Here is an 18,821-nt window from a genome sequence, read left to right as displayed (position 1 = left end):
CAGATGAAGTTCCGGAACTTTTTTCCCGGAACCGATGGATTCATTTGCACTCTCCGATGATAGGAATGCGCCGAGGACTTGATGTCAGATAAAACAAGGAAGCCGCTCGCAATCGTGGGCATGGCCTGTCGTTTTCCCAAAGGACTTGAAAGCATCGAGGCACTTTGGAACGCACTGAAAAATCGTTTCAGCGCGATCGACACCGTCCCTCCGGACAGATGGACGGTCGATCGATACTACTCGTCCAACGCGATCGCAAAGGGAAAGTCATACCTTCGACGCGGCGGCTTTCTCACGCACGACGTTCAGCAATTTGACGCGGGGTTCTTTGGGATATCTCCGCGTGACGCTGAAAACATGGACCCGCAACAGCGTTTGCTTCTTGAGGTCGTTTGGGAAGCGTTCGAGAACTCGGGGATGATTTTGCCGCAATACTCCGGACGAAAAGTCGGAGTCTATGTTGGCGGATTCATGCTCGATCACATGATCACGCAGATGTCCGCTTCCAATCGTTCTGCGATCAATCAGAACACCGCTGCGGGAATGATGATGACGATGTTGTCCAATCGCATCTCGCATACGTTTGACTTTCGCGGTCCCAGCCTGTCCATCGATACTGCCTGCTCATCGTCATTAGTGGCGTTTCACGTCGCTTGCCAAGATCTCTGGCGTGGTGATGGTGAGATGGCGATCGTGGGCGGATCGAATGTGATGCTTCGTCCCGAGTATCCGATGGGCATGTGCAAGGGAGCCTTTCTGTCACGTGATGGCCAGTGCAAATCGTTTGACTCGCGCGGCGATGGTTACGGGCGTGGCGAAGGTGCTGGTATCGTGTTGGTCAAGCCACTGGATCAAGCGATCCAGGACGGTGATCCGATCTTGGCGACAGTGATCGCGACCGGTATCAACCAAGACGGTCGAACGCCAGGAATCTCCATGCCCAGTGGCGATGCTCAACGTGAGTTGATCGAGGACGTTTGCCTGCGGAACCAGATTGATCCGGCATCGATCCATTATGTCGAGTGTCATGGAACAGGGACGGCGATTGGCGACCCCACCGAGACGAAGGCCATCGGTGCTGTCTATGGAAGGGCGCGTCGAGAAAAGAATCGTGGCCCTGTCGTCGTCGGTTCCATCAAGAGCAATATCGGACACTTGGAAGCGGCGGCCGGTGTGGCGGGGATCATCAAAGCCACTCTGACGGTGCTGAATCAACAGGCCACACCATTGGCAAGCCTGGAGACTCCTAATCCTGGAATACCAGCGGACGAGTGGAACGTTCGCCTGTCGGATGAAATGATGAGTGTTGGGGACGAGCATGGGCCGCTGCGAGTGGCCGTCAATTCGTTCGGGTATGGAGGTTCCAACGCGCACGTGATCCTGGAGGCCGCTCCGCCGGCGTCCGACTTGCCACGATCCGCGTCCAGCTTAGTGGCCAGCCCGGCAGACACGATCTGCAAGAGCATGCCGCACATGCTGCCCATCTCCGCACGCAGCGATGCGGCCGTTACGGCGTTGGCTGGCAAGTACGCCGAGTTGCTCCGCGACACGAATGTTGACCTGATCGATTTTCTACACACCGCAGCATTTCACCGAGCCCATCTTTCCTCTCGTTCAGTGGTCATGGGCAACGACCGCGCTCAACTAATCGCCGGATTGGACGCTTTGGCGAAAGGCGAAGATCACGAGAACGTCGTCCGTGACACCGAGCCCTTTCAGGGAAAACGTGAGCCGGTGTTTGTCTTTACAGGCATGGGACCACAGTGGTGGGCGATGGGACAGGAGCTTTACCAGTCAGAGCCTGTTTATCGACAAGCGGTCGATGAAGCGGATTCCGTCTTCGTTGATATTGCTGGTTTCTCCGCACTGCAGGAGATGCTCAAGGATGAAGCGTCCTCGCAGATCACACGAACGGAGTTTGCTCAACCCTGTAATTTCTTGATCCAAATCGGATTGCTTGCCGTTCTCAAGGACGCCGGAATTCGTCCAGGTGCGGTGGTGGGGCATTCCGTCGGTGAGTTGGGATCTGCCTACGCTGCAGGAGCGTTGTCGCTGCGTGATGCGATGACGGTTTGTTATCACCGCAGCCGATTGCAGGCGACGTGCAAGGGCACCGGTTCAATGCTGGCAGTGGGACTTAGCAAAGAGCAAGTGCTGAGTCGGATCGGAGATCGCAGCGACAAAGTCTCCGTCGCGGCGGTCAACGGACCCAGCAACGTCACGATTGCAGGTGACGCGGACACGATCTCCGATATCGCAGCAGAGCTCACCTGCGACGAGATCTTCAATAAACTTCTCGATGTTGAGGTGCCTTATCACAGTCCAATGATGGATCCCATCCTCGACGAACTTCGTCATGCGTTGGTCGATGTGCGACCGGCCGAGCCGAAGTTGCCGCTTTATTCGACCGTTACCGGTGAGATCGTTCACGGAATCACGTACGGCGCAGATTACTGGCCCGAGAACGTCCGCCAGCCCGTTGAATTCTCGACCGCGATCCAGTCGCTCTTGCAGTCCGGATTCAACACATTCTTTGAAATCGGCCCGCACCCGGTGTTGACGACATCGATTCGTGATTGTGCCAAGGCCGCCGGAGCGGACTGTCGAAACCTGCACACTCTGCGTCGAAAGATGACTGAGCAAAACACGTTGCGACGCGGCGTTGCCGGAGTTCATGCGAGTGGCTGTCAGATCGATTGGCTCCGGTACTATCCAGAGGGCGAGTTGATTCGACTGCCCAACTACGCTTGGCAGCGTGAGTTTCATTGGGTGGAAAACGATCGCGCCAAGCAAGACCGCATTGCGCCGATTGACCACCCGATCTTGGGCATTCAAGAAGCGCCGGGGGCACCGGTCTACCGAAACGATTTCGACCATGAAACGGTCCTTTACCTTCGAGATCACGTCGTCTCGGGGATGCCGATTTTGCCCGCAGCAGGCTACATCGAAGCCCTCTTGGAACTGGCAGCGATCAAACATCCCGACGCAAAGGGTTTCGCAGTTCGAGATCTCTTGATTAGCGCTCCGATGATCATTACGGCGGAGCGTGGTCTCGATAGTGTCACGACCTACGAACCGATGAACCGTTCCGCGACGATCCGAAGTCTCGAAAACGGGCGACTGGGTGCCGGGCAAGTTCATGTGACCGCCAAGCTTTCTGGAATAGAGCATTTTCAGTGCGGGCAAAACAGCCGGGAGAGTCTTCTGGACCTCACGCCCGTTACGCAGGATATCGAAGCGTTCTATCGCGACCTTGATTCGATCGGCTTGAGCTATGGTCCCGCATTCCAAACCATCCGAGAGCTTCGTCGTAGCGAATCCGGTGACATGGTTTTCACTCGCGTCGAAGTCAACAGCGATCTGCAACACAATCTGAACCAGTACCTATTGCACCCGACCCTGCTGGACGCCTGTTTTCAATCTTTGATGCTGATGTTGGGTGAATCGGATACGACGTATCTGCCAACCGGATTCGATGAACTGTGTATTTACGCGGCTAATCTCCCCGGTGAGTTGACGTGTCTGGCCGAGCGGGTTTCGCAAGATGACCGCCGCATCGAGTGCGATCTAACCTTGATGACCGTAGACGGGACGGTCGTCGGTGCTCTGCGTGGAATGCAATTGACGGCTGCTGCAAAGCGTGAACGCCGAGATCGATTCGGCGATCGAATCAAGCGACAGGTCCTACGTTACGACTGGACCTATGGCGAAACTCTCTCCGAGCCAAAGCGTCTTGGGCACTGGTTGATCGTGGGAGATGAAAACGAGATCGCTCAAACAACCATTGATCAACTGGAACGTTTCGGTGCGAGGGTTTCTGGCACGGTCGCATTCGGTGATTCCTTTCGGCAGGATGGCCGCAGATACATTCTGCGGCAGAACTCTTGTGAAGACGCGGGGAAATTGATGGAGTCCGTAGGGGATTTGGACGGAATCGCTTTTTTGCATGGGTTGTCATCCAAGACTGAATCAGAGGATCCCACGGGTGAAGTCGCGATTGGCGTCATCGTCACCATCACGCAAGCGATGTTGACTCACTGTAGCGAACGTCCGCCAAGAGCGTATGTGGTGACCCAGAATGCCTGTGAGGTCAATCAACAGGACTCATCTGTTGAGCCCGCGCAATCTGCATTGAACGGTTTCACACGAGTGGCATTCAACGAACTGGAGGGACATCGGTTCTCGTCGATTGACCTGCCTGAGCATGTTGATGAAACAGTATTGGACAACCTCACGTTGGAGTTGCTCTGCGACAGTGAGCATGACGAAGTCGCCTTGAGGGGCAGCTTTCGGCTTCATAGCGAACTGCTGGACAGCACCGTGCTCTCAGATGATCTCGTACAGCGTTGTCCACTTGATGAACAGCACCCGGTTCTGGTCCGACCGTTGCGTCCTGACTGCGAAAGTGTTGGAACGGCCCGGGTCGTAGCGTGTCAATTGCCGAGTCTTTCGCCTGAAGCAATCCAACTGCGGATCGACACGACACTGGTCCCAGAAGATCTCTTGCAGAATCAGACCGCTGACTCCATCTCGCAACCTTTGGTAGAAGTCGTCGCGACGGTGCTTTCGGTCGGTGATGCCGTACGTGATCTGTCACCTGGGATGAGAGTAGCGGGTTTCGCGCCGGCTGACTTGGTGAGTCACAGGATCGGAGACAGAAGCTCGTTCTTTCTTGAACAAATAAACGCTTCGACCGATGCAGCAGGATTGTTGACTGTCATCGAACATGGTGTCCGGGCCGAGTGTGCCGCAACGGCGTCTGCCGCTCAAAGCGGTCAGCTCGCATTAGTGGTTGCCGACACGCTCGGTTTTACCGTTGCAATGGCTTTGTCCCGACGCGGTATGAGAGTGGCGATGTTGTGCCAAGATGAAGCCAGACAGGATGCCACACTGGTGCCAGGAGTCTCGGTCTATTCGTACTGTCCCGAAGGGATCGCCCAGGCCGTTCGAGAGCAAACCGATGGAGTAGGCTTTGACTTGCTCGCTGCACCGCTTGCGAACTGGCAAGAATACTATGGCTTTCACATGATCGCACCTGGCGGAACGATCATGGACCTCGATTCAGTCTCTGGATCGGTCGAGTTGCCCAGTCAAGTGAACTCGATCGTACGCACCGACCTGAGTGTGCTGATGCGTCGACGGGACGCTATGTCGAATGCAATTGGCAATGTGATCAAACGTTTTGAGGCCGGTGAACTGGCTCCGGCTCCCTCCCTTGAGATCACCATCGCGGATCTTGGATGGCAGAAGCTGCCGCTCGCGGACACCAACGCGCAACTGGTCCTCCACTTTGAAACCGATGGCGGAGACCTGCCTGTGGTCACCGTCGACGATTTGAGTTTTTCGCCAGATGCAACCTATCTGGTCACTGGTGGTTTCGGCGGTTTTGGGCGAAGGACGGCCCAATGGCTCGTTCAGCACGGTGCCCGAAACCTCGTGCTGACGGGGCGAACGGGTGCGGACACGGACGACCGATGCCGATTCGTTGACGAGCTGAGTTCGCTCGGAGTTCACGTTGTCCATGCGGCATGCGACACATCTGACCTTCAGGCTGTGGAGCGAGTACTTCAGCAAATTACATCGAACATGCCTGCTTTGAAAGGCGTGTTTCACTCGGGAGCCGTCATCCTGGACCAGCCGATCGCGGAAATGGACCTGGAAACGTTGACCAAAGTGATGCGTAGCAAGGCATTGGGCGCATGGAACCTGCACCTGCTGACTCGAGATCTTGAGCTTGATCATTTTGTGCTCTATTCCTCGGTCGCCAATCTTGTGGGTAACAGTCGTCAATCGGCCTACAGCGCTGCCAACGGATTTCTCAACGGATTGGCGCACCTCAGACAGCAAATGGGTTTGCCTGGGACGAGTGTCAACTGGGGCGCCATCGCGGATGTCGGCGTTGTCGCAAACGATGAAAAGCTGGAACAGTTTCTTCGATATACCGGACTACGAGGAATCCAGTCGTCAGAAGCGTTGGAGTTGCTGCGAATCGGACTTTCGAGAAAGGTTCCGCAGTTCGGTGTGACCATGATCACGAGTTGGGCGGACTGGGCCAGATTTGAAACACGCGGTTCCACGTCACCTCGTTTTCAAAAGTTGATCGAGGCTGACTCGACTGACAAAGATTCGTCAACCAAGCAGGCATTGATTGAGGAGCTTTCCAAACTCGATCCGGCCGACCAAGTTGAGCTGCTCGGGGCGTTGATGTTGGAAATCATTGCCAGCGTCTTGAAATCGGATCCAGCGGCGATTCCGATCGACAAATCGATCGATCAATTGGGCGTCGATTCTCTGATGGCGACAGAGATCCAAATGTTACTCGATACACAGCTTGGTCTCTCCGTCTCCGTTTTGGAGTTGATCGGTGACACGACCATTCGGTCCCTGGCGGCGCAATCGGCCAAGAAGCTGAATCTGCAGGGGCAATCCCAGCTGACTGCCGGCTGATTTCCCCTTTCAAGGTGTTCTCAGAAAACTCCGTACGTGTAGCCCTATAAACGCAATCCCATTTCATGAACTTTAAATCCAGCCTCGATCGAATCCGCCAAGGCATGAATCTTAATGCCGACTTCTCGGATCAATCAATAACAGCCAGGTCAATTCCGATTCAACCCGCGTTCTATGACTTCTCTTTGTTCCCGGAGTACAAAGAGTTCACGACGATGGAGTGGTACTACGCAAAACAGAAGTACTCCAAGAACCAGTTTCTCGCTCATGTGGGTTCTTCCGACGCAACGGTAACGTTGGCGGGACGCGAGCTGATCAATTACTCCAGCTACAACTATTTGGCACTCGCATGCGATCCACGCGTCAAGGCGGCAGCCAAGCAAGCGATCGATGACTTTGGCGCGAGCACAGGATCGGGACGTTCGATTACCGGCGAAGTCGACTTGCATCAGAAGTTTGAGCAAGAGATCTGCAAAGTGTTGGGGACCGAGGACGCTGTTGTTTCCGTCGGTGGATACAGTACCAATGCGTTTACCATTGGATATCTATGCCGACCGCAGGATTTGATCATCTACGACGAGCTGATTCATAACTCGGCCCTTGTCGGATGCAAGATGACAACATCTCGACGACTCAGTTTCCCCCACAACGACTACGACGCTTTGGATCGATTGCTGACAGAGCATCGTGGAAAGCATGAACGCGTTCTGATCCTAGTGGAAGGCGTCTACAGCATGGACGGTGACATCCCCGACGTCCCGAGATTGATCGAGATCAAGAAGAAGCATCGTGCTCTGTTGATGGTCGACGAAGCTCATTCGATGGGCGTTATCGGCCCACGTGGCTTGGGAGTCACAGACTACTTTCCGATCAAAGCCAGTGACATCGACATTCTGTACGGATCGATGAGTAAAGCGTTCGGAACATGTGGTGGCTATGTTGCTGGTCCCAAACCGCTTGTGGCGATCCTCAAGAACTACGCACCTGGAGTGCTACTGTATGGCGCCGCGCCGACTCCGGCCAATACGGCAGCCGGATTGGAATCGCTGCGAATCATGCAATCGGAGCCCGAACGCGTGGCAAGGCTGCGAGCCAACGCGGACTACTTCCTCGCGAAAGCGAAAGAGAACGGCTTGGACACCTATAACAGCAAGGACTCCGGTGTCGTCCCGATTATGACCCGAGACTCGGAGTTGGCGCTTTGGCTATCCATTCAGCTCTTTGATGCGGGAATCTGTTCATTCCCGATGCTGTACCCGATCGTGCCTCGCGACAAATCGAGATTGCGCTTCTTTATCAACTGCAATCACACACAGCAGCAAATGGACGAAACGATCGATTGCATCGTCGAAAACCTAGCACGAGCTCCTAAATCAAAGGGAGTCATGTAGTTCGCTACGCAACCGCATCATGAAACAGATACAGTTCAGTAGTTTCGGCCAGCCGTCCGTCGTCGCGCGTTGCGTGGATGTTCCTGAGCCAACCGCACCTGCCGCGTGGGAGGTCGTCGTCAAGATTCTCGCGTTTCCCATCAACGTAGCCGACATGGCCGTGTTGGCGGGGCGTTACGGTTCCTTGCCGAAATTACCTTCGACGATCGGAATGGAAGCGGCGGGCGAATTGGAACAGTGCGGTAGCTCGGTCAAAGATCTACAACCGGGCGACCGCGTCATCCTGCTAGCCAACAACAATTGGTCGGAAAAACGCACCGTTCCCGCTTCCGCTGTTCACAAGGTCCCGTCCGAGATCGATCCGATTCAGCTCTCGATGTTGAAGGTGAACCCCGCGACGGCACACATCATGCTCACACAGTTCGAGAAGCTGGAGCCGAATGGCTGGGTGATTCAAAATGCTCCGACAGGGAGCGTCGGGCAAGCTGTCTCGCAGTTAGCCAATGCAAGTGGCATCCGAACTTTGAACATCATCAGGGAAGGGGCATCCGCAACACACGCACTTCGTTTTGGTGGAACGGCAACTGTTGTTGATCGAGTAGACTTGGCCGAGCAGGTCAAGTCGGAGATCGGTCCTCAACCTCTTCGACTCGCGTTGGACGCGATCGCGGGCGCGGGCACCAATCATCTCGCCTCCGCTCTTTCAGAACATGGAACAATCGTGAACTACGGAATGCTGTCAGGTGAACCGTGTTTGATCACTCCGGAGAACACGATCTTTCGAAACATCAGTCTACGAGGTTTCTGGCTTTCAAAGATATTGAACCGTTTGAATTTGGGTGAACGTACTGAACTCTATTCCACGCTTTGTAATTACCTCGTCAACGGCCAATTGAAATTGAGTGTGGACAGTTGTTTTGACATCACTGAAATCAATGATGCGTTGAAGCGTGCTGAGCAGCGTGGCCGCGTGGGCAAAGTGATCGTGACCCCATGCAAGCAAGCCGGGGCATGATCGCGATGCACGTTAGCAACCCATCGTTTCCTGCAGCAAGTAACGAACATGGCGATTCCGTGTCTTCTGATACTGGGATTCGGCCGATCGCGGGATCCATTGCTTCACCAGCTCTGCCGATCGAGATCGTGGCGGGCATCTGGTGGATACAGCTACCACTCGGTGGCAGCCTACAGCATGTCAACGTCTATCTGCTGGATGATGGCGATCGATGGACGCTGATTGATACCGGAACCGATACAGACGAGTGTCGCGCGGCGATTGACCGTGTATTGAGCAACCCCGCGTTCTCAGCCAAACCACTCGCTCGTGTGCTGGTGACTCATCATCATCCTGACCACATTGGATTGGCCGGATGGCTTTCTCGAAAAGGTTGCCAGATCATGGCATCGGAAACATGCTGGAAAAGTGCGCAGCGATTGCTTTCCGATCCACCGTATCCAGGGAAGGCCCAATTGGAAATGCAGCGAGCAGCAGGTCTCCCGCCGCTTGAACTGGAAGCCTTCGCGAGACGACCGCGTCACCAGTTTGCAAAGCTCGTGTCGCCGCTGCCCTCTCAATTGGCAACGATCGAGGACAACAGCACGCTCTTGATCGGTCAACGTGCTTGGAAGGTTATCTTTGGCGGTGGACACGCGACAGATCACGTCACTTTGTGGTCCGACGATCAAATTGCGATCGTCGGCGATCAGATTCTAAACGGCATCTCGCCGAATCTTTGCGTGCACGCGTGTGAGAGTGGACTGGACCCTCTGGGTGACTGGATCGATAGCTGCCATCGATTCGGTCGCATTGCCCAGCCCGAAACCAAATGCCTGCCCGGGCACAATGTTCCATTTCTGGGCATCTCCAAACGCTGTGAGCAGATGCTCGCCAATCAAAATGCTGTGTTGGAACGTTTGATCCAGACACTCATCCGTCCGCAAACGGCCATCGAATGCTTGCCCACGGTATTTCGACGACCGATCGAACCAAGTCAAAGGCCGGCGTTGCTGACGCAAACCATGGGCTATCTCAACCATTTGAAACACCAACGCCGCGTGCGATCTGAGATCGTTGCAGAGGCCATACTATGGAGTCGATTCTGATGATAGGAAATCAGTACGATCAAGCAATCGCCGATGATCGGTTATGTCTTCGCTGTAGGTTTAGTCATCACGTGCATCCGATCGTTCTTGCGGTTTTGTTTGCCTGGAATGTTTGCGGTACCGCAGCGAGCAACCCTCTGGATGCGAGCGATAACTTAGCACCCAACTACGTAGCGACCATGGTGCTAACGCAGCAAACGCAATCGGTCGTGCCTCGTAGCTTCACCGGGACATTGGTCGCAAAGCGGGCCAGCGGTCTTGGATTCAAACGCATCGGACGTGTGGAGAGCCTTTCGGTTGATCACGGAGATCGAGTGGTGCGGGGAGATGTCCTGGCCCGGTTGGATACTGCTGCATTGCAGTCCCAGGTCGCGATCTTACGGGCGGAGCGAGAATCTGCGGTAGCGTTACTAGATGAATTGATTGCCGGTCCCAGGCAGCAAACCTTGGATGCGGCCGGCTCGCGACTGCGAGAACTGCAGGCGATGCGAGATCAACTGCAGAACACTTTCAATCGGCGTCAGCGTTTGGCTGGATCTGATGCGATTTCCATGCAAGACATTGATGATGCGAGGCATGAGCTTGCTGCTGCCGAGGCAAGAATCATGCTGCAGCAACACGTAGTGTCCGAGCTCAAGGAAGGAACGCGCAAGGAGAAGATCGCAGCACAGAGAGCGGAGGTGAGTCGATTGGATGCAAGTTTGCAAGCCGTGGCCGTCGAAATCCAGGAAAGCAGCTTGATTGCCCCTTACGATGGTTTTGTTTCGATGAGGATGGTCGACGAAGGAGCGATTGTTCAGCCAGGCGTCGTGGTGATGAAGATCATCGAGTCCGCTCCCTATGAAGCTTGGGTGGGAGTGCCCCCGGAGATTTGCGACGGTATGGAATTGGATCAAGTTTATTCGTTGTCCGTGGGCGGCAAAGAAGTCTCCGCTCGTTTGGTCGCGATCTTGCCGGAGTTGGATACAGAAACACGCACGCGAACGGTCATCTTGGACTGTGAGCAAGCCGACAAGCGTGACTCGATCAGTGCAAGAACGGAGATTGCCAAACAAGTTGGCGCGATCGGGGAGATCGTTCAGCTGAATCTTTCGCAGACCGTTGAGCAAACCGGATATTGGTTGCCCGTGTCTGCTTTGACGCGAGGGGTCAAGGGGTTGTGGTCTCTGTTCGTCGTCGTCGAGAGCGAAGCAGGAGAGTTCATCGTCCAGCGTAGCGACGTCGAAATCTTGCAAATCGATTCCAGCAAAGTGCTTGTCAACGGAACGATCAAATCCGGCGACCGTGTGGTGACATCCGGCGTTCAGAAACTGACAGAAGGCCAAAAAGTAAAGTTGATCGAGCCGTGATAGTGCCGATTCGAAAGGGCTCTCGGCTCATCCGACCATGAAACGCCCTAAGTACCTCGCGTGTTCAATCATGTTCTATCTGTCATTCAGTGTCCTCCTCTCAAGTCCGGCCCCGAAACTCAATGTCGACACTGTTCTTTGACAATCGTCGCATCCTGATCCTGTCGATCGCGCTGATTCTCGTTGCGGGATTAGCGTCGTTGATGGTGTTGCCACGGATGGAGGATCCGCTGCTGACGCCACGAGCGGCGACGATCACGACGTTGCTGCCGGGGGCGGCGGCCGAACGTGTCGAGTCACAAGTAACGGAAAAGATCGAGCAAGAACTCAAGGAGATCGAAGAGATCAAAGAGCTGAGCTCTGTCAGTCGTCCGGGGGTCTCGTTCATCGCGATTGAACTGCAGGACAACGTGACGAAAGAACAGAGCAGCCAAGTCTGGTCACGCATACGAGACAAAGCGGACGATGCGAAGCTGGAATTGCCCACGGCGGCCAGCCGCCCGGAATTTGACCGCTTGGATATCAAGGCCTACGCCTCGATCGTTGCACTTCGGTGGGAGTCAGATGATCCGCCCCGTTACGGAGTCCTGCGTCGTTTGCTCAAGGTTCTGAAGGACCGGATCGATGCGGTGCCGGGGACGGAACAAAGTGATTTGTACGGAGCACCTCAGGAGGAGGTGGTTGTCTCGATACGTCCAGAGGCTGCTGCGTCAATGAATTTGACGGCCGAGCAGGTCTCACTGGCCATTGGAGGCAGCGATGCGAAAGTATCAGCGGGGCAGATGCGTGGTTCATCTGACGACATGCGGCTAGAGGTGAGTGGAGAACTCGACACGTTGACTCGACTGTCTCATATTCCGATTCGCGTCAACAAGAACGGCAGCATCGTCGAGCTTGCCGACATCGCTATGATCGAACGTTCGGTACGCACACCTGTTGAGTCAAAAGTTTTGCTCGACAACAAGACTGCGGTCGCGTTGGCGGTCTATGTGGAACCAGAGATTCGTTTGGATCGATGGAACGCGACGGTACAGCAAATATTGACTCAGTTTGAAACGGAGTTGCCCCGAGGCGTCGCTTTGGATGTGGTTTTTGAGCAAAACACGTACGTCGAAAACCGAATGACGACGTTACGAAACAACTTGTTGTATTCGGCGGCCGCGGTTTTTGTTGTTATCGCAATTCTAATGGGGATACGCAGCGCTGCCATCATCAGCATGGCGTTGCCGTTTGGTGCATTGTGCATTCTGTTCTTGATGTACGTTCTCGACATCCCCATTCATCAGATGTCCATCACGGGACTAATCATCTCGCTGGGATTGATGATTGACAATGCGATCGTGGTCGTGGATGAAGTCGGTAAGAAGCTTTCCGCAGGTCGATCTCGTCGTGCAGCCGTGTCGGAAACCGTGTCGTTTCTTTTTGCTCCGCTGCTGGGATCGACGCTCACGACGATCTTGTCGTTCGGCCCGATCGCGTTGATGCCCGGACCGTCGGGTGAGTTTGTGGGGTCAATCGCTGTCGTCGCAATTTTGTCCGTTGGCACCTCTCTCGCACTGGCGTTGACTCTGATTGTGACCCTGGCGGGCATTCTTTTGCGGGCAAAAGCGATTGATGAGGACTCTGCCGTTGGAGAACAGAATCGACCTTGGTATCGGCGCATCTATGTTGCCTGCTTGTCGGCTTCATTTCGAGTGCCTGTGCTTGGAGCCATGATTGCCATTGGTGTTTCCGTGGCGGGGTTCGCAGGTTTTCCAGAATTACAGGAGCAGTTTTTCCCACCAGCAGATCGCAATCAGTTTCAAATCGAACTGGATCTGCCAGGGACCGGTTCGATTGCGGAAACTGAGTCGATGGCCAAACGCATCAGAGAGGAACTGCTACGCGACGAGGACATCGAGCGAGTGTCTTGGTTCTTGGGTGAAAGTGCTCCGCCCTTTTACTACAACATCATTCCTGATCGAAAGAACGACGCGGGGTATGGTCAGGCGATCGTGGATTGTAAAGGCAGGACGCGCACGCGAGACACGATACAGCGAGTCCAAGAGCGTTTGAATCAATCGTTTCCGTCTGTCTCTTGTCTTGTCAGACAGCTTGAGCAGGGCCCTCCGTTCTCCGCTCCGATCGAGTATCAGATCTTCGGCCCGGATCCTGAGAAGCTGGTCGCGTTGGGTGAACAGGTGCGACTCGTGTTGACGAAGACACCGGATGTGATTCACACGCGATCCGATTTCTCTGAATCGATACCCAAGATCACTTTTGCGATAGACGAGCAACAGGCCAGACTTGCCGGATTGAATCAGATCACGATCGCTTCGGAACTCAACTCGATGCTCGAGGGCGTCACTGGCGGATCGATCTTGGAGGCGACAGAAGAGTTGCCCGTCCGCGTACGAGTCTCGAACGATCAGAGAGCTGATCTAAATCAGATTGCATCGATCGACTTGCTCAACACGGCGATGACAACCGATTCTCTTTCAGGATCGCAGTACCGAGGTATTCCTTTGTCAGCGATCTCTGAGATGAAGCTGAGTCTTGAGACCGGCAGCATCACGCGTTTGAACGGCACGAGAATGAACGAAGTTCAAGCGTACATTCGCGCTGGTGTCTTGCCTTCACAGGTGCAAGCCGATTTTCAAGAGCGATTGACGGAGTCGGGATTCACTCTGCCGGCTGGTTACCACGCCTCCTTTGCCGGGGCTCAGTCAGAGCGAAACGATGCAGTGGGCAATTTGATGGTAAACGGAGCCATTTTGTTCACATTGATGATTGCGACGATTGTGATTGCCACTCAATCCTTTCGCCTTGCTGCGATCCTGTTTGTGGTTGCGGGCCTGTCGGTCGGATTTGCGATAGGGTCGTTGTGGATGTTGCAGATGAGCTTTGGATTCATGTGCATCGTGGGAATCATGGGCATGATCGGAATCGCGGTGAATGATTCCATCGTCGTGTTGGCTGCTTTAAAAGAGTTGCCGCCTGGTGAGGGAAGGAATCGGAGGACCGTTGGCGAGTGCGTTGCGGATAACACGCGGCACGTGATCACCACCACTGCAACGACGATCGTTGGTTTCTTGCCGCTGATTTTGTCGGGCGGCGAGTTTTGGCCTCCGTTGGCAATCTGCATCGCCGGTGGTGTGCTTGGGGCAACGCTGTTGGCACTTTTATTCGTACCGTCTGTTTACTTGTTGATCTACCGCAAATGAAAAACCTACCGAACACACATTTTGACGCGATCGTGATCGGTTCCGGAATGGGAGGGCTGACGACCGCGAGTTTGCTGGCTCAACTCGGCAGGAAGCGAGTGCTGGTTCTTGAAAAACACTTTAAACTCGGCGGTTTCACTCACAGTTTTCGTCGTAAGAAGTACGAATGGGACGTTGGCGTGCACTACGTGGGCGAGATGCAATCCGGATCACTCTCCAGACGGATCATGGATCTGGTGACGCGACGGGGAGTTCAGTGGCACAAGATGGGATCGCCCGTTGAACGATTCATTTTTCCGCAGGGCCGGTTCGAAGTGCCAGACAACCGCGCTGAGTATGAAGCTGCTCTCATCGAGCGATTTCCCGAAGAAAGAGCAAACCTGAGGCGGTACTTCAAGGACGTGGTCAAGGCACAGAGCTGGGTGGCCCGATGGTTCGTCTCCAAGATCTACTCACGACCAATTGCTTCGCTGTTTCAATTCGGAGCAAAGGACTTGGTTGCGATGAAGACGGCGGGTTACTTGGATCGATTTCAGGATCCGTTGCTCAAAGCATTCCTAGCTGCGCAATGGCCCGACTTCGGCAGCCCACCCCACGAAAGCGCGTTTGGATTTCACGCGACTGTCACTGCTGATTTCTTCAACGGTGGTTTTTATCCGATCGGCGGTTCTCAGCAGATCGCGGAGCATGCGTCCGCAGCGATCCAGGCCGCTGGGGGGCAGTGCTTGGTCAGCCACGGTGTCAAACAAATCAATGTTGTGGATGGAGCGGCCAGTGGCGTCACGGTCGAGCACAAGGGTCGTGAGATCACGTTCACCGCTCCCACGATCGTTTCCAACGCTGGTGCGGTGACCACCTTTGGAAAGTTGGTGCCGGAGGGTCATTGTGTGATCGAGAGGGAACAGATTGCGAGAATCAAACCTGGTGTTTCTGCTTTGGTCTTGTTTGTCGGTCTGAATCGAGATCCACGAGAAGCGGGTTTCGATGACGCGAATTATTGGATCTATGACCGGCTGGACCATGACACGACGGCCAAAGATCGCGACGGCCAGCCGACCCGGATCGATGGTGAGTTTGTCTCTTTTGGGTCGCTTCGCAATCCCGGCCAAGAATCTCATACGGCACAGATCATCTCGTTCAGCCACGAGTCTTTGTGGTCCGATTGTGCCAAGGGACCCTGGATGCGTCGCGGAGACGAGTACGAGAATCGAAAAGAGTCGATGGCTCAAGAGATGCTGCGGTTTGCCGAAAGGTATCTGCCTGGACTAGGAGATCTGGTCGACTATTACGAGCTATCCACGCCTCTGACGGTTGAGAGTTTTACAGGCCACCCGCAGGGCGCGATCTATGGTCAAGCCTGCGATGAAAACCGCCTGTTTCGAGATCAGTGGAAGATCAAGACTTCGCTTCAGAATCTGTACTTGACCGGTAGCGACGTGGGCACTCCAGGTGTCAACGGAGCCATGATGGCGGGGGTGATGACGGCCGCGAAACTGCTGGGGACATTCGGGCTGGCGAGAATCATGACGCGTGCCCATGTCGGTTAGTTTAATCGGTACAACCCTCATCAACGTTGCTAGGTGCGGTCGGCGTGGTTTGAATCATGTGGCGATCTAAGATCCGCTTTTTTGAGGAGCTATGGTTGTGCATGCCGTGCCCAAACGGCGCGAAAGTATTGCCAGAACCATAGCAACATCATGTCACGCTTCACTGCAGCCGATATCAGTTTTTCGCACGTTGCCGACCTGTATCTGGCGGAAACCCGTCGCGGCGAGGCACCGTCGATTGAGATGCTCGCGGATGCTTTTCCACATCTCGCGGACGAAATTCGCAACCAACTGCCGGCTCTGGGGCTTCTAGAGAATACGATCGGAAAGAAGACCGAGCCGCCTCCTGTTCGACCATCCGACGAACTCGGCGGATGCGAGATCATCCGCGAACTGGGGCGAGGCGCTGTTGGAATCGTCTACGAAGCCCTGCAGGTCGAGCTTGGGCGAAAGGTTGCCGTCAAAGTGATTCCGATGCGGGGAGTGGACGCTCCCATCGCGATCGAACGTTTTGAGTTGGAACGCCAAGCGATGGGACGTGTGGAACATCCGCACATCGTTCCCGTTTATTCCTACGGCCACAATTCCAAGCACGCGTTTCTCGTCATGAAGCTCATCGACGGCCACAGCCTGTACGATCTGCAAATCGGCAACGGCGACTATCGAACAAAGGCTCACATGGCGGAGTTGACGTCGAGTTGGGAAGCGTTTGCGGAGTTGGGCAGCAGCGTCGCAGCAGGACTACATCACGCACACAATCGCGGGATGGTGCACCGAGACATCAAGCCCGCCAATTTGATCCTGGACACCAGCGGCAAGTGTTGGATCACCGATTTTGGGCTGGCAAAGTTGTTCGATTACTCGCGATCGCTGAGCCGAACGGGCGACGCGATCGGCACACCTCGCTACATGGCACCAGAGCAATTGAGAGGCGTTTGTGATGCGCGGAGTGACGTGTATGCGTTGGGGATCACCCTGTATGAACTGGCTGCGGGGCGAAAGGTCTGGGAGGACCAGTCCAATGTATCGCTGATCTGCAATCGTGATTCGATGTCATTGCGAGACATTGCGGAAATCCGTCCGGACCTACCAGCTGAGCTTTGCAAGATCATCATGAAGGCGTGTTCGTTCTCGCCCTCCGACAGGTACCAATCCGCCAATGAAATGAGCGTGGTACTGGATCGCTTGTTGGCCGGTGCTTCCAAGGGTGATCGACGGAGGCGAAAGCGTGAGCCCGACGAGGTCTTTCGTCGCCGATCTCGCCGGAACATGGTTCTGTCGTTCGCAGGAGTCATCGGACTTTCGATTGGTGCGGGATGGATCTACACGGAATTGAAGCTCAAAGATCAGCAACTGGAACAGGTTGCAGCAACACAAGCCAAAATGCCTGTTGCTGGATCGGCGGTCCGATTGATCGACAAGCTGGCAAATGAAAACGAAGGCGACATGGTGGACATCGTCACTGAGTTTGTTGGCGAGTCTTTGGGGGCGTCGGGTGACAATCTGCAATTCACGTCGCCCGCGCAAACAGAAATCCGTCATCAAGTTGAGAACCTATCCAGCACCATCAAAGAAGAGGGACTGACGGAAGAATCACTCAACCGCTTCCTAAAAGGTTACCGCAATACTTCGTTGCCGGTCGCAACAAAGGTCATGCGGCTGTCGATCGTCGTCGCGAATTCCAGATTGACAGACAGTGAGAAAAAATCTGCCGTGATGCTCCTTCAAAAGTTGGCTGGTGCTGTTGTTCGCAAACAGATCAGGCCGGCGGACGTAGATGAACTGGCCATCAAGCTGACGGGGCGGGACGTGAAGTCTGTGGAGGAAATCAATACACTACAAGTTTCGGACACGCACTTGCGTACATGGCTTTTCGGTTTGGAGCGACGTTTACAGAGCGTGCCAGAAGTCGGCCCAGAGGACGAACAAGCGATCGCATTAGAGGTACAGAAGGCGTTTGAGAGCGGATTCGGTCGCACGCCGCAAACTCCCGGTCTTCCTTTCGATGTGGAGCGACAATGATTCAACCGTCCAAGGCCCCATGCAATGACGCGCTCGCTGAACAATCCGAACTCGCCGATGATTCTCAGATCATCTCACGGCTTCGCGCTAAAGGCACGGAGGAGTTCTCGGCGCTTTTTGAGAGAATGCGAGACCAGTTGAAAGCGATGATCGCTGGGCGACTGGATCGACGCCTGCACTGCCGCGTCGATGCGTCGGACATCGTTCAGGAAACATTTGTGCGAGCGGCAAACGGACTGGCAACGTACCTGGAGTCTCCCAAAGTGCATCCGGTCGTTTGGCTGCGACTGATCGGAAAGCATCTGGTGGCCGAAACACACCGCAGGCATTTTCGACAAAAGCGGACGCCGGATACGGAAGTCCGTTTCGGGGCGGAGGAAGACCAGTTGCTGGTCAATTTCATCGCAGATTCGCTCCACTCCGTCCACACAGCGCTGGAGCGAGAGGAGACCGTCAAGCGTGTCTTTGCATTGATGCAAGAGATGCCCAAGATCGATCGTGAAGTGCTGGAGATGCGTCACACGGAGGAAATGACGCTGATTGAGATCGCCGATACTTTGGAGATCAAGCTGGAAACTGCCAAAAAACGCTACCATCGTGCACTCGGCAGATTCCGCGAGCTTGCTTTGGCGTCATTCAATCAATAGCTTGCTGTATGACCAATGGCAGACTGGGCAACACGGACGCCCTCTCGCTGGTAAACTGTGGGATCAATGAGAACGCTGGGATGGTCATCCAGTGCCGTCCCCAACCTTCTCA

9 protein-coding genes are annotated in these 18,821 nt (G+C 54.7%); all 9 read left to right on the top strand.

Annotated features, from left to right (window positions below; translation table 11 throughout):
* Positions 1-81 precede the first annotated feature (81 nt).
* The 9 genes from Pla52nx_RS18860 to Pla52nx_RS18820 all read left to right on the top strand — a co-directional run bounded on the left by Pla52nx_RS18860 (position 82) and on the right by Pla52nx_RS18820 (position 18,709).
* Positions 82-6,447, top strand: coding sequence for a type I polyketide synthase (locus Pla52nx_RS18860; protein ID WP_146520337.1), 6,366 nt, complete (start codon positions 82-84; stop codon positions 6,445-6,447).
* Between the two features lie 65 nt (positions 6,448-6,512).
* Complete coding sequence (locus Pla52nx_RS18855; RefSeq protein ID WP_146520336.1) at positions 6,513-7,838, top strand: aminotransferase class I/II-fold pyridoxal phosphate-dependent enzyme; 1,326 nt, start codon at positions 6,513-6,515, stop codon at positions 7,836-7,838.
* A gap of 19 nt (positions 7,839-7,857) precedes the next feature.
* Positions 7,858-8,853: an MDR family NADPH-dependent oxidoreductase gene (locus Pla52nx_RS18850; RefSeq protein WP_146520335.1), complete on the top strand. Its 996-nt coding sequence runs from the start codon at positions 7,858-7,860 to the stop codon at positions 8,851-8,853.
* 59 nt (positions 8,854-8,912) lie between these two features.
* Positions 8,913-9,941: an MBL fold metallo-hydrolase gene (locus tag Pla52nx_RS18845; protein WP_197454626.1), complete on the top strand. Its 1,029-nt coding sequence runs from the start codon at positions 8,913-8,915 to the stop codon at positions 9,939-9,941.
* Positions 9,941-11,290 carry an efflux RND transporter periplasmic adaptor subunit gene (locus Pla52nx_RS18840; RefSeq protein WP_197454625.1) on the top strand — a complete coding sequence of 450 codons (1,350 nt, stop codon included), beginning with the start codon at positions 9,941-9,943 and terminating at the stop codon, positions 11,288-11,290. Before Pla52nx_RS18845 ends, Pla52nx_RS18840 begins: the two co-directional genes overlap by 1 nt.
* A 122-nt stretch (positions 11,291-11,412) precedes the next feature.
* A complete protein-coding gene (locus Pla52nx_RS18835) occupies positions 11,413-14,493 on the top strand; it encodes an efflux RND transporter permease subunit (RefSeq protein WP_146520332.1) in 3,081 nt (1,026 codons plus the stop codon).
* Positions 14,490-16,040, top strand: a complete 1,551-nt coding sequence (locus Pla52nx_RS18830) for a phytoene desaturase family protein (protein WP_146520331.1) — start codon at positions 14,490-14,492, stop codon at positions 16,038-16,040. The genes Pla52nx_RS18835 and Pla52nx_RS18830 overlap by 4 nt, the downstream gene beginning before the upstream one ends.
* A gap of 150 nt (positions 16,041-16,190) precedes the next feature.
* A complete protein-coding gene (locus Pla52nx_RS18825; protein WP_146520330.1) occupies positions 16,191-18,062 on the top strand; it encodes a serine/threonine protein kinase in 1,872 nt (623 codons plus the stop codon).
* A complete protein-coding gene (locus Pla52nx_RS18820; protein ID WP_146520329.1) occupies positions 18,059-18,709 on the top strand; it encodes a sigma-70 family RNA polymerase sigma factor in 651 nt (216 codons plus the stop codon). The genes Pla52nx_RS18825 and Pla52nx_RS18820 overlap by 4 nt, the downstream gene beginning before the upstream one ends.
* Positions 18,710-18,821: the final 112 nt, after the last annotated feature.

The sequence above is a fragment of the Stieleria varia genome (genome assembly GCF_038443385.1).
GTDB lineage: Bacteria > Planctomycetota > Planctomycetia > Pirellulales > Pirellulaceae > Stieleria > Stieleria varia.
This window is presented reverse-complemented; position numbering and strand designations above follow the sequence as displayed.

Bases quoted from the DNA above. Each gene is read 5' to 3' on its own strand.
- Pla52nx_RS18835 (WP_146520332.1), top strand. From the start codon at position 11,413: ATGTCGACACTGTTCTTTGACAATCGTCGCATCCTGATCCTGTCGATC.
- Pla52nx_RS18840 (WP_197454625.1), top strand. From the start codon at position 9,941: ATGATAGGAAATCAGTACGATCAAGCAATCGCCGATGATCGGTTATGT.
- Pla52nx_RS18855 (WP_146520336.1), top strand. From the start codon at position 6,513: ATGAACTTTAAATCCAGCCTCGATCGAATCCGCCAAGGCATGAATCTT.
- Pla52nx_RS18830 (WP_146520331.1), top strand. From the start codon at position 14,490: ATGAAAAACCTACCGAACACACATTTTGACGCGATCGTGATCGGTTCC.
- Pla52nx_RS18850 (WP_146520335.1), top strand. From the start codon at position 7,858: ATGAAACAGATACAGTTCAGTAGTTTCGGCCAGCCGTCCGTCGTCGCG.
- Pla52nx_RS18825 (WP_146520330.1), top strand. From the start codon at position 16,191: ATGTCACGCTTCACTGCAGCCGATATCAGTTTTTCGCACGTTGCCGAC.
- Pla52nx_RS18860 (WP_146520337.1), top strand. From the start codon at position 82: ATGTCAGATAAAACAAGGAAGCCGCTCGCAATCGTGGGCATGGCCTGT.
- Pla52nx_RS18820 (WP_146520329.1), top strand. From the start codon at position 18,059: ATGATTCAACCGTCCAAGGCCCCATGCAATGACGCGCTCGCTGAACAA.